General features: G+C 65.5%; 9 protein-coding genes. 3 read left to right on the top strand and 6 right to left on the bottom strand.

Features of this window, described 5'->3' with window-relative positions; translation table 11 throughout:
- Window positions 1-45: 45 nt before the first annotated feature.
- From fmdA to urtA, 6 genes are all read right to left on the bottom strand, one after another.
- Window positions 46-1,275 (bottom strand): formamidase, encoded by a 1,230-nt coding sequence (gene fmdA, locus AYB31_RS13585; RefSeq protein ID WP_068829222.1) that lies wholly within the window; start codon window positions 1,273-1,275, stop codon window positions 46-48.
- Between the two features lie 239 nt (window positions 1,276-1,514).
- Window positions 1,515-2,204: an urea ABC transporter ATP-binding subunit UrtE gene (gene urtE, locus AYB31_RS13580; RefSeq protein ID WP_068829221.1), complete on the bottom strand. Its 690-nt coding sequence runs from the start codon at window positions 2,202-2,204 to the stop codon at window positions 1,515-1,517.
- A 22-nt stretch (window positions 2,205-2,226) separates the two neighbouring features.
- A complete protein-coding gene (urtD, locus tag AYB31_RS13575; protein WP_068829220.1) occupies window positions 2,227-2,991 on the bottom strand; it encodes an urea ABC transporter ATP-binding protein UrtD in 765 nt (254 codons plus the stop codon).
- Window positions 2,988-4,163, bottom strand: a complete 1,176-nt coding sequence (gene urtC, locus AYB31_RS13570) for an urea ABC transporter permease subunit UrtC (RefSeq protein ID WP_068829219.1) — start codon at window positions 4,161-4,163, stop codon at window positions 2,988-2,990. Before urtC ends, urtD begins: the two co-directional genes overlap by 4 nt.
- A gap of 157 nt (window positions 4,164-4,320) precedes the next feature.
- Complete coding sequence (gene urtB, locus AYB31_RS13565; protein ID WP_068829218.1) at window positions 4,321-5,238, bottom strand: urea ABC transporter permease subunit UrtB; 918 nt, start codon at window positions 5,236-5,238, stop codon at window positions 4,321-4,323.
- Window positions 5,239-5,308: 70 nt separating this feature from the next.
- Window positions 5,309-6,544 carry an urea ABC transporter substrate-binding protein gene (gene urtA, locus AYB31_RS13560; protein WP_068829217.1) on the bottom strand — a complete coding sequence of 412 codons (1,236 nt, stop codon included), beginning with the start codon at window positions 6,542-6,544 and terminating at the stop codon, window positions 5,309-5,311.
- A 413-nt stretch (window positions 6,545-6,957) separates the two neighbouring features.
- Between urtA and AYB31_RS13555 the strand changes: the two genes are divergently transcribed.
- The 3 genes from AYB31_RS13555 (at window position 6,958) to AYB31_RS13545 (ending at window position 11,908) form a co-directional block, all read left to right on the top strand.
- The gene (locus AYB31_RS13555; protein ID WP_153020712.1) at window positions 6,958-10,356 is read left to right on the top strand and encodes an ATP-binding protein; all 3,399 of its coding nucleotides are present in this window, start codon (window positions 6,958-6,960) and stop codon (window positions 10,354-10,356) included.
- Window positions 10,331-11,005 (top strand): response regulator, encoded by a 675-nt coding sequence (locus AYB31_RS13550; RefSeq protein WP_068829215.1) that lies wholly within the window; start codon window positions 10,331-10,333, stop codon window positions 11,003-11,005. Before AYB31_RS13555 ends, AYB31_RS13550 begins: the two co-directional genes overlap by 26 nt.
- A gap of 117 nt (window positions 11,006-11,122) precedes the next feature.
- Complete coding sequence (locus AYB31_RS13545; protein WP_068829214.1) at window positions 11,123-11,908, top strand: TatD family hydrolase; 786 nt, start codon at window positions 11,123-11,125, stop codon at window positions 11,906-11,908.
- Window positions 11,909-11,962 lie beyond the last annotated feature (54 nt).

Raw genomic sequence — 11,962 nt, 5'->3', positions numbered from 1 at the left:
CCTTACCCCCTGCCCCTCTCCCAGAGGGAGAGGGGTGGGTCCGCGTCACTTGTCCGGGGCGATGGGCAGGTCGATGCTGCCGTCGAGATGCTTGATCGGGCCGGAGGCGCTGGGGTTGATATCGAAGTCGAAGATCTCCGTCGGCAGCCACAGGGTGGCGCAGGCGTTGGGCACGTCGACGATGCCGCTGATATGCCCCTGCACCGGCGCCGAGCCGAGCAGCGCATAGCCCTGGGCCGGCGAGTAGCCGAACTTGGTCAGGTAGTTGATGGCGTTGAGGCAGGCCTGCTTGTAGGCGACGTTGACGTCGAGGTAGTGCTGCTTGCCGGCCTCGTCGACCGAGATGCCTTCGAAGATCAGGTAGTTGTTGTAGTTCGGCACGATCGGGCTGGGTTTGAACACCGGGTTCTTGATGCCGTACTTGGCCATGCCGCCCTTGATCAGCTCGACCTTCATGTGCACCCAGCCGGCCATTTCGATGGCGCCGCAGAAGGTGATCTCGCCGTCGCCCTGGCTGAAGTGCAGGTCGCCCACCGACAGACCGGCGCCGTCGACGTAGACCGGGAAGAAGATCTTCGAGCCGCGTGACAGGTCCTTGATGTCGCAGTTGCCGCCATGCTCGCGCGGCGGCACGGTACGGGCACCGGTCAGCGCGGCCAGGTCGCGGGCCTCGCCCTTCATCTTGCCCATGTGCGCGGTCGGCGCCATCGGCGGGTTGGCCAGGGCCGGCACGCGGTGCGGATCGGTGTCGATCAGTTCCTGCTCGCGCTTGTTCCAGTCGGCCAGCATCTTGTGGTCCGGCAGGCAGCCGATCAGGCCGGGGTGGATCAGGCCGGCGAAGTTCACACCCGGAATGTGCCGGCTGCTGGTGAACATGCCCTTGAAGTCCCAGATGGCCTTCTGTGCCAGCGGGAAATGGTCGGTGAGGAAACCGCCGCCATTCTGCTTGGAGAAGAAGCCGTTGAAGCCCCACATCGAGTCGGCCTTGGCGCCGATGTCGAGCAGGTCGACCACCAGCAGGTCGCCCGGCTCGGCGCCATGCACGCCGACCGGGCCGGACAGGTAGTGCACGGTGGACAGGTCGACGTCGCGCACGTCGCTGGCGTCGTCGCTGTTCTTGATCGCGCCGGCGGTCCAGTCATAGGTTTCGAGGATGAAATCGTCACCCGGCTTGACCCAGCAGGCCATCGGAATGTCCGGGTGCCAGCGGTTGTGGATCTGCTCGTTTTCGGTGGCGGGCTGGTTGAGGTCAACCTTGATCAGCGTTTCGGTCATGACGTCGCTCCTGGGACCGTGAGTGATGGCCTGGCGGCATGGCGCCGGGGTACACGACCAGTCTCGAACGCGGCAGTCATTCGGAAAATACGTCGGATGACGTATGCCAGAAGCCAGCATTTACGCGGCCTGTAGCGAAATCTAGCGAACACGAAAAAGCGGCCGGCGCATGGAGAACACGCCGGCCGTAAAACGGGAAATCTTGTCTCCCTCTCCCCTGTGTGGGTGAGGGGGAAGCATCACACCGACAGATAGCGACTGATGGTCGCCTCGTCGACGTCGGCGCGTTTCTCCTCGACCACGAACTTGCCCTTCTCGATCACCAGGAAGCGGTCGGCGATCTCCATGGTGAAGGACAGCACCTGTTCGGAGACGATGATGGTCAGGTCGCGCAGGTTGCGGATCTCCTTCAGGGTGCGGGCGATGTCCTTGATGATCGACGGCTGGATGCCCTCGGTCGGCTCATCCAGCAGCAGCACCTTGGGGTTGGTCGCCAGCGCGCGGGCGATGGCCAGCTGTTGCTGCTGGCCACCGGAGAGGTTGCCGCCCTTGCGGTGGCGCATCTCCTGCAGCACCGGGAACAACGAGTAGAGGTCCTCCGGCACCTTGCCCCTGGCCGACGCGGGAAGACCGGTCTGGATATTCTCCAGTACGGTCATGCTGGGGAAGATCATCCGCCCCTGGGGCACGTAGGCGATACCGGCCTCGACCCGCTGGTGCGTCTCCAGTTTGGAGATGTCGCGACCGTCCACGCTGATCTGCCCGCCCCATTGCGGCAACACGCCCATCAGGCTCTTGAACAGGGTGGTCTTGCCCATGCCGTTGCGCCCCATCACGGCGACGATTTCCTTTTTCTCCACGTTCAGGTCGAGTTCGTGGAGGATCTGGCTCTGGCCGTAGCCGGAAGCGAGGTTGCTGATCTGGAACATGCTGCACTCCTTGACCCGGGGCTCAGTGCCCCAGGTACACCTCGATGACCTTGGGATTGTTCTGCACCGCATCCATGCTGCCCTCGGCCAGCACCTTGCCCTGGTGCAGCACGGTGACCTTGTGCGCGATGCTCTTGACGAACTCCATGTCGTGTTCGATGACCAGCACCGAGCGCCCCTGGCTGATGCGCTTGAGCAGCTCGGCGGTGGCCACCCGCTCGCTCACGCTCATGCCCGCTACCGGCTCGTCGAGCATCAGCAGCTGCGGGTCCTGCATCAGCAGCATGCCGATCTCCAGCCACTGCTTCTGCCCGTGCGAGAGCAGGTCGGCCTGCAGGTGCAGGTGCTCGCCGAGCATGATCTCCTGCGCCACCTGCTCGACCCGCTCGATCACCTCCCGCGAGCGCTTGAAGAACAGCGCGCCGAACACCTTGCGGCCCTTGGGGTAGGACATTTCCAGGTTCTCGAACACGCTGAGGTTCTCGTAGATCGAGGGGTTCTGGAACTTGCGCCCGACGCCGGCGCGGACGATGTCGAACTCGCGCATCCTGGTCAGCTCGCGATTCTCGAACTGGATGCTGCCGGCGGTGGCCTTGGTCTTGCCGCAGATCAGGTCGAGCACCGTGGTCTTGCCGGCACCGTTGGGGCCGATGACCACGCGCACCTCGTTGCGGTCGATGTACAGGTTGAGATCATCGACCGCCTTGAAGCCGTCGAAGGACACCGTCAGGCCCTCGATGGCCAGCACCGGTTTGGGCATCTGGAAGCCGCTAGTGCTCGCATTCATGGGGTGGTCTCCAGTTCCGGGGTGGGCTGTTTGCTCGGCAAGGTTTTGGCGACGGGATCGACCGCGACTGCCGCGGCCTTCCGCGCAGGCATCAGACGCGCCAGCCAACGCTTGCCATGGCTGTCCCACAGGCCGGCGATGCCGTTGGGGAAGTACATGACCACGGCGATGAACAGGCCGCCCATCAGGTACAGCCACAGCTCGGGGAAGCTCTCGGAGAAGTAGGTCTTGCCGAAGTTGACCAGCAGCGCGCCATACACCGCGCCGAGCAGCGACAGGCGCCCGCCGACGGCGGCGAAGATGACCATCTCGATCGACGGCACGATGCCGACGAAGCTCGGCGACATGAAGCCGACCTGCAGGGAGAACATCGCCCCGCCGATGGCGGCGAAGGCGGCGCCGACGCAGAACACGAAGATCTTGAAGCTGGCCACGTCGTAGCCGGAGAAACGCACCCGCTCTTCCTTGTCGCGCATGGCCAATAACAAGCGGCCGAGCTTCGAGGCGATGATGAAGCGCGCCAGCAGGATGCAGCCGAACAGCAGGAAGGCGCTGACGAAGTACAGGATCAGCTTGGCCTCGTCGCTGCGGATGTCCCAGCCCATCAGAGTCTTCAGGTCGGTGATGCCGTTGACTCCGCCGGTGTAGCCCTGCTGGCCGATGATCAGCACGGTGAGGATCAGCGCGATGGCCTGGGTGACGATGGAGAAGTACACGTCACCGACGCGGCGCTTGAACATGGTCAGGCCGATCACCAGGGCCAGGATCACCGGCACGCCAATCACTGCGAGCAGGGTGAAACCGAAACTGTGGAAGGGTTGCCAGAGCAACGGCAGCTCGGTGATCTGGTTCCAGTCCATGAAGTCCGGAATACCGGGGGTGGACTGGATCTTGGTGCTTTCCGGGTCCGATGCCTCCAGCTTGAGGAACATCGCCATGCAGTAGCCGCCGAGGCCAAAGAAGATGCCCTGGCCGAGGCTGAGGATGCCGCCATAGCCCCAGCACAGCACCAGGCCAACGGCGACGAAGGCGTAGGTCAGGTACTTGCCGACCATGTTCAGGCGGAAGGCATCCAGCGCCAGCGGGAACACCACCAGGATCAGCGCGGCCAGCACCAGCAGGCCGATGGCGCCCTGCTTGCCGCCCAGGAGTTTGTCGAGAGTCGGGTTCATTAGAGGCTCCTCCGGAAAGCTGTCAGGGGCCGTCGCGAGCAACTCCAGCTGCTAGGAGCCCGGAGCGCAATGACGAGGCAGTACATGAGTACGCCGAGGAAATGAGCACCGCGCGACGCGGCAGATGGAGTGCGCAGTAGGTCCATGGCGGCTTTCCTCATTTGCGCACCTTGATCGAGAAGAGCCCCTGCGGGCGCATCATCAGAATCAGGATCACCGCCGACAGGGTGAACACCTTGGCCATCGAGCCGCTCATGAAGAACTCCATCAGCGACTGCGCCTGGGCAATGCTGAAGGCCGAGGCGATGGTGCCGAGCAGGCTGGCCGCGCCACCGAAGACCACCACAAGGAAGGTGTCGACGATGTACAGCGAACCGGCGGTAGGCCCGGTCGAACCGATGGTGGTGAAGGCCGCGCCTGCGACCCCGGCCACGCCGCAGCCGAGGGCGAAGGTCATGCGGTCGACGCGCTTGGTGTTGATGCCCACCGCGCGGCTCATCACCCGGTTCTGCACCGTGGCGCGCACCTGCAGGCCCCAGCGCGAGCGATAGAGCATGAGGAACAGGGCGGCGGTGAGGAGCAAGGTCAGGCCCATGACGAACAGGCCGTTGCGCGGGATGTCGATGGCCTCGGTTGGGTTCCACGAGCCCATCAGCCATTCCGGCAGGGTGGCGCTGACTTCGCGGGCGCCGAAGATCGAACGGAAGGCCTGCTGCATCACCAGCGACAGGCCCCAGGTGGCCAGCAGGGTGTCCAGCGGTCGCTGATACAGCTTGCTGATCATCGCCCACTCCACCAGCCAGCCAATGGCGCCGGCGATGAAGAACGAGAGGACGATGGCGAGGAAGAAGTAGTAAGGCCCGAAGGCCGGAGCATATTGCTCGGTCAGACTCGACACCACGAAGGTGGTGTAGGCGCCGATGGTGAGGAACTCACCGTGGGCCATGTTAATCACGCCCATCTGACCGAAGATGATCGCCAGACCGAGAGCCATCAGCAGCAGCACGCAGAACACGGACAAGCCGTTGAAGCCCTGCATGGCCGCGATGGCACCAAATTCCGATAGCCATTCCATGATGATGGTCTCCTGGAGGGAAGAGTGCGCAGGCCCCTCCCCCGCAGGCGGGAGAGGGGTGTGCGTGGACTTACTGGTAGCCTTTCGGGAAGGGGTTCGGCTCGATCAGGTCGGACTCGTAGACCACCTTGAACTGGCCGTCCTTCTGCACCTGGCCGATGCGGGTCTTGCTCCACAGGTGATGGTTCTCATGCACCTTCACGTAGCTTTCCGGCGCGGTGGCGAGCTCGATGCCCGGGGACGCGGCGGCGACCTTGTCGACATCGAAGCTACCGGCCTTCTCGACGGCGGCTTTCCACAGCCACGGGCCAAGGTAGGCGGCCTGGGTCACGTCGCCGATCACTGCATCCTTGCCGTACTTGGCCTTGAAGGCCTCGACGAAGGCGGCGTTGTTCGGGTTGTCCAGGCTCTGGAAGTACTTCATGGAGGCGTAGAAGCCTTCCATGTTCTCGCCACCGATGCCGAGCAGCTCATCCTCGGTCACCGACAGGGTCAGCAGGTTCTGCTTGGCGGCGGTCACGCCGGCAGCTTTCATCTGCTTGTAGAAGGCCACGTTGGAGCCACCGACCACGGCAGCGAAGACCACGTCAGGCTTCTTCAGCTTGACCTTGTTGATCAGCGAGCCGAACTGGGTATTGCCCAGTGGGTAGTACTCCTCGCCCACCACCTTGCCGCCGAGCACGTTCTCGATGTGCTTGCGCGCGATCTTCATCGAGGTGCGCGGCCAGATGTAGTCGGAGCCGATCAGGTAGAAGGTCTTGGCGCCCTTCTCCTTGGCGATCCAGTCGAGGCCGGCGAGGATCTGCTGGGTCGCTTCCTGGCCGGTGTAGATGACGTTCTTCGACTGCTCCAGGCCTTCGTAGAAGGTCGGGTAGTAGAGCAGGCCATTCTCCTTCTCGAATACCGGCAGCACCGCCTTGCGCGAGGCCGAGGTCCAGCAGCCGAACACGGCAGCCACCTTGTCCCCGACCAGCAGCTTGCGGGCCTTCTCGGCGAAGGTCGGCCAGTCGGAAGCACCGTCTTCCTGAATCACCTTGATCTGCCGGCCGAGAATGCCGCCACTGGCGTTGATCTGCTCGATCGCCAGGCGTTCGGCCTGGATCGAGCCCGTCTCGGAGATGGCCATGGTGCCGGTGGCCGAGTGCAGCTGGCCTACGGTCACCTCGGTGTCGGTGATGGCCAGACCGGTGGTATTGACGTCGTCAGCCAGTACGCCCTGGCTGAACACGCTGGCCGCCAGCAGCGAGAGCGCCGCGGCGCCCAGCGCCAGCCGGCGGGGTAGAAGTCGGGTCGGTTGTGCATCCATCGTCGTGCTCCTCGTGCGGTTGGGTCGTTGCCGGCCTGTCTGTGCAGGTCTGCTCCGGGTTCGCAGCAAGGATGCGGTCGACCCTCCGGGGGGCGATATACGCAGCATGACGTAAGCGCATACGTCATCTGACGTACTGCACCAGGCACCTTACTGGTGCACGCTGCGCGCAAGGCAACCAGCCAGACAGAAGCCCGTGCGCGCGTGGCGGGCGCTGTGATGCCAGGGCATGGATGTTGCACCCCAGGAGCTGTAGGACTTGTGGGAGCGGCTGGGCGGCAATCCGCTTCAGCCGCGATGGGAGTTGCGAGAAAGCATCGCGGCTGAAGCCGCTCCCACAAGAATTCCCAGCCCACGGACATAGCTGCGCAAGGACGGCGCGACCACTCATGTCACCCACCAGGAATCGCACCGTGCAATCGACCGGTACCCAGCGCATCGTCAAGATCCGCCGCGACTACAACCGCTGGGTCGCCGACGAGACCATGGAAGACTATGCCCTGCGCTTCACGCCCAGGGCCTTCCGCAAGTGGTCGGAGCTGCGCATCGCCAACACCGCCCTAGGCGCGGTGTCCTTCCTCGCCCTGGAAGCCATCGGCGGCGCCCTGGCGCTGAGCTACGGCTTCACCAACACCCTGTGGGCGATCCTCGCGGTGGCCCTGGTGATCTTCCTCACCGGCCTGCCGATCAGCTACTACGCAGCGCGCTATGGCGTGGACATGGACCTGCTGACCCGCGGCGCCGGCTTCGGCTACATCGGCTCGACCATCACCTCGCTGATCTACGCCAGCTTCACCTTCCTGTTCTTCGCCCTCGAAGCGGCGATCATGGCCCTGGCCCTGGAGCTGTACTTCGACATCCCGCTGGCCCTGGCCTACGTGATCTGCTCGGTGATCGTCATCCCGCTGGTGGCCTACGGCATCACCCTGATCAACCGCCTGCAGATGTGGACCCAGCCGCTGTGGCTGGTATTGCTGTTGCTGCCCTACGTCTTCGTCATCGGCAAGAACCCCGAGGCGTTCAGCGACTGGACCAGCTTCATCGGCCGCTCCGGCGAAGGTGGCAGCTTCAACCTGCTGCACTTCGGCGCCGCCTGCACCGTGGCACTGGCGCTGATCACCCAGATCGGCGAACAGGTCGACTACCTGCGCTTCCTGCCGGAAAAGACCGCCGCCAACCGCAAGCGCTGGTGGGCCGCGCTACTGATGGCCGGCCCCGGCTGGATCATCCCCGGTGCGTTGAAGATGCTCGCTGGCGCCTTCCTCGCCTTCCTCGCCCTGCAGCACGAAATCCCCATGGAGCGCGCCGCCGAGCCGACGCAGATGTACCTGGTGGCCTTCAACTACGTATTCGCCTCGCCGGAGTTCGCGCTCGGCGCCATGGTCCTGTTCGTCATCGTCAGCCAGATGAAGATCAACCTGACCAACGCCTATGCCGGCTCGCTGGCCTGGTCGAATTTCTTCGCCCGGGTCACCCACAGCCACCCCGGCCGCGTGGTCTGGCTGGTGTTCAACGTGGCCATCGCCCTGATGCTGATGGAGCTGGGCGTGTTCGCCGCGATCGAAGAGGTACTCGGCCTCTACGCCAACATCGCCATCGCCTGGATCGGCGCGCTGGTGGCCGACCTGGTGATCAACAAACCGCTGGGCCTGTCGCCCAGGTTCATCGAGTTCAAGCGCGCGCACCTGTACGACATCAACCCGGTCGGCGTCGGCGCCATGCTGATCGCCTCGCTGCTCTCGGTGCTGGCCCACGCCGGGCTGTTCGGCGCCCTGGCCCAGGCCGCCTCGCCAGCAGTAGCGCTGGGTTCGGCCTTCGTCCTGTCGCCCTTGATCGCCTGGCTGACCCAGGGCCGCTACTACATCGCCCGCAGCAGCGCGCCGCAACTGCTCTACCCCGCCGGGCCTCAGGCCACCGTGCAGTGCGGGCTGTGCAACAACGCCTTCGAGGCGCCGGACATGGCCTTCTGCCCGGCCTACAGCACGCCGATCTGCTCGCTGTGCTGCTCACTGGACGCCCGCTGCGGCGACGCCTGCAAGCCGCACGCGCGCCTGGCCCGGCAGATGGACGACCTGGCCCGCTGGCTGTTGCCCTGGGCCAGCATTCCACGCTTGCACAGCCGTCTGGCGCAGTACCTGGGGGTACTGGCGCTGCTGGTGGTGCTGTTGTCGGGGGCCCTGGCGCTGATCTACAGCCAGGTCTCCCATGGCCTGGTGCCGCACTCGCCGGAGGTGCAGCAGACGCTGTACCAGGCCTTCATCAAGGCCTTCCTCACCCTCTCGCTGTTCGCCGGCATGCTCGCCTGGTGGATAGTGCTGACCCGCGAAAGCCGCCAGGTAGCGCAGCAGGAGTCGGACCGCCAGAACCTGCTGCTGATGCAGGAAATCGAAGCGCACCAACGCACCGACGAGGAATTGCAGAAGGCCAAGGTCGCGGCGGAAAGCGCCAACGCGGCGAAGAGCCGCTACGTCACCGGCCTGTCCCACGAGCTGCGTACGCCGCTCAACAGCATTCTCGGCTATGCGCAGATCCTGCAGCGCGACACGAGCACCCCGGCGCGCCAGCAGGACGCCCTGGCCACCATCTATCGCAGCGGCTCGCACTTGCTGTCGCTGATCGACGGCCTGCTCGACGTGGCCAAGATCGAGGCCGGCAAGCTGAACCTGGAACTGACGGAAATCCCCTTCCCCGAGTTCATCCAGCAACTGGAGCGCATGTTCACCCCGCAAGCCGCGGAGAAGGGCCTTGGCTTCAGCCTGGAGGTCAGCGGGCGCCTGCCCGGCGTGGTGCGCGGCGACGAGAAGCGCGTGCGGCAGATCCTCATCAACCTGCTGGGCAACGCGGTGCGCTTCACCGACCACGGAGAGGTGCGCCTGCGCATCAGCTACCTGCGCGAGACAGCCTGCTTCGAAATCGTCGACACCGGCATCGGCATCGCCCCTGAGCAGCTCGAACGCATCTTCCAGCCCTTCGAGCGCGGCGACCTGATGCGCCAGGACAACGGCGTCGGCCTGGGCCTGACCATCACCCGCATGCTCACCGCGCTGATGGGCGGCGAACTGTCGGTACGCAGCGAGCCCGGCCAGGGCACCTGCTTCCAGGTGCGCCTGTTTCTCTCCGAGGTACGCGTGCCCAAGGCCGTGGTGCACGTCGCCCACGACATCGTGGGCTACCAGGGGCCACGGCGGCGGGTGCTGGTGGTCGATGACCATATCGAACACCGCCGGGTGCTGGCCGGCATGCTCGAACCCCTGGGCTTCGAGGTCGAGCAGGCCGCCAGCGGCCAGGAGGCGATCCGCCAGGTGGCGCTGCAGAGCCCCGACCTGATCCTCATGGACCTGTCCATGCCGCAGCTGGACGGCTGGGAAACCAGCCGTCTGATCCGGCGCAACGCCCAGTGCCAGGCGCCGATCATCGTGATCTCCGCCAACGCCTTCGCCGACGACCGCGAACGCAGCTTCGCCGCCTACTGCAACGACTACCTGGCCAAGCCGGTGCACACCCCGCAACTGCTCGAGCGCATCCAGCAGCAACTGCAGTTGCAGTGGCTGCACCGCACCGCAGAAACACCCGTCGCAGCCTCACCGGAACGGCTCCTGCCCGCGCCCGACGACCTGGCCGAACTGCTGGAGCTGGCCGCCCTCGGCCATGTGCAGGGCATCCACGCCAAGCTGGCCGCCCTGGACCAGCAGAACCCGGCGTTCATCACCTTTACCGCCCCACTGCGCGCCCTGGCCAAGGGCTTCCGCCTGGATGAACTCACCCGCCAACTCGAGGAGGCCGAACATGAATGCAGCCACGCAACTTGCTGAACGCGGCACCGTGCTGATCGTCGACGACACCCCGGACAACCTGGCCCTGCTGTCTGATGCCCTCGACGCCGCCGGCTACATGGTGCTGGTGGCGCTGGACGGCCACAGCGCGCTGAACCGCATCCAGCGCCGCCGCCCCGACCTGATCCTGCTGGACGCCATGATGCCCGGCCTGGACGGCTTCGAGACCTGCCGGCGGATCAAGGCCGAACCCGACAGCACCGACATTCCGGTGCTGTTCATGACCGCCCTGACCGACAGCGAGCACGTGGTCGAAGGCTTCGCCGCCGGCGGCAGCGACTACGTGACCAAGCCAATTCACACCGACGAGGTGCTGGCCCGCGTCGCCGCCCACCTGCGCACCGCGCGCACCCTGCAGTCGGCCCGCGCCGCCGCCCAGCCGGTCGACCTGACGCTGAGCAACGAACCGACCTTCGAGACCCTGTCGAGCCGTTTCCAGCTCACCGAACGCGAGGTCGAAGTGCTGCGCTGGGTCGCCTGCGGCAAGACCAACCGCGATATCGGCGACATCCTCGGCCTCAGCCCCCGCACGGTGAACAAACACCTGGAGCACGTGTACGTGAAACTCGGCGTGGAAACCCGCACCGCCGCCGCAGCCGTGGCCATTTCCGCCAGCGTGGCGCGCTAGCGCCGCCCCGGCGTAGCAGCGCGGAATCGATCAGCGGCCGCCACGCCGCCAGTGCCAGCAGGCTGGCGAGGCACGACGAAATACCCGATGCTCTGCAGAGCAACTGCGGACTTGCCCATGCACCTGATCGACACCCACACCCACCTCGACTTCCCCGACTTCGATGCCGACCGCAGCGAACTGCTGGCACGTAGCCGCGCCCTGGGCGTGGAACGTCTGGTGGTGCTCGGCGTGTACCGGGACAACTGGCAGCGCCTGTGGGACCTGACGCAGCGCGAGGCAGGTCTGCACGCCGCCTTCGGCCTGCATCCGGTGTACCTGCCGCAGCATCACCCCGCGCATCTGCAGGAATTGCGCGACTGGCTGCAGCGCCTGGCCGGCCATCCGCGGCTGTGCGCAGTAGGCGAGTTCGGCCTGGATTACTTCATCGAAAGCCTGGATCGCGAGCGGCAACAGCAGCTGTTCGAGGCACAGCTGGCTCTGGCCGAAGAGTTCGAGTTGCCGGCCCTGCTGCATGTGCGCCGTGCCCATGCGCCGACCATCGCCGCCCTCAAACGCTTCAGGCTCAAGCGCGGCGGCATCATCCACGCCTTCGCCGGCAGCTATGAAGAGGCGCGCGAATACCTCAGGCTCGGCTTCCGCCTCGGGCTCGGCGGCGCCCCCACCTGGCCGCAGGCCCTGCGCTTGCGCAAGGTGGTCGCTCAGCTGCCGCTGGAGGCCATCGTGCTGGAAACCGACTCGCCCGACATGGCCCCGGCCATGTACCCCGGCCAGCGCAACAGCCCCGAGCACCTGCCGGCCATCTGCAGCGCCCTGGCCGAGCTGCGCGGTATCACCCCGGACGAACTCGCCCACGCCAGCAGCCAGAACGCTGCCGCGCTGTTCGGCTGGGCCGAGGAATAGAGGTAGTGGGAGCGGCTTTGGCCGCGATGCAGCGGGCCTCCGCCGCTGAAGCGA

Origin of the sequence: Pseudomonas sp. BMS12 (genome assembly GCF_001592875.1) — a bacterium.
In the GTDB taxonomy this organism is placed as follows: Bacteria; Pseudomonadota; Gammaproteobacteria; order Pseudomonadales; family Pseudomonadaceae; genus Aquipseudomonas.
The sequence above is the reverse complement of the archived record's forward strand: the minus strand, read 5'-3'. Positions and strand labels throughout refer to the sequence as shown.

What these genes read in the sequence shown, in the direction of transcription:
- urtD (WP_068829220.1), bottom strand. Translation starts at nt 2,991, where the DNA reads ATGAATGCGAGCACTAGCGGCTTCCAGATGCCCAAACCGGTGCTGGCC.
- urtC (WP_068829219.1), bottom strand. Translation starts at nt 4,163, where the DNA reads ATGAACCCGACTCTCGACAAACTCCTGGGCGGCAAGCAGGGCGCCATC.
- urtE (WP_068829221.1), bottom strand. Translation starts at nt 2,204, where the DNA reads ATGTTCCAGATCAGCAACCTCGCTTCCGGCTACGGCCAGAGCCAGATC.
- urtA (WP_068829217.1), bottom strand. Translation starts at nt 6,544, where the DNA reads ATGGATGCACAACCGACCCGACTTCTACCCCGCCGGCTGGCGCTGGGC.
- AYB31_RS13545 (WP_068829214.1), top strand. Translation starts at nt 11,123, where the DNA reads ATGCACCTGATCGACACCCACACCCACCTCGACTTCCCCGACTTCGAT.
- urtB (WP_068829218.1), bottom strand. Translation starts at nt 5,238, where the DNA reads ATGGAATGGCTATCGGAATTTGGTGCCATCGCGGCCATGCAGGGCTTC.
- AYB31_RS13550 (WP_068829215.1), top strand. Translation starts at nt 10,331, where the DNA reads ATGAATGCAGCCACGCAACTTGCTGAACGCGGCACCGTGCTGATCGTC.
- fmdA (WP_068829222.1), bottom strand. Translation starts at nt 1,275, where the DNA reads ATGACCGAAACGCTGATCAAGGTTGACCTCAACCAGCCCGCCACCGAA.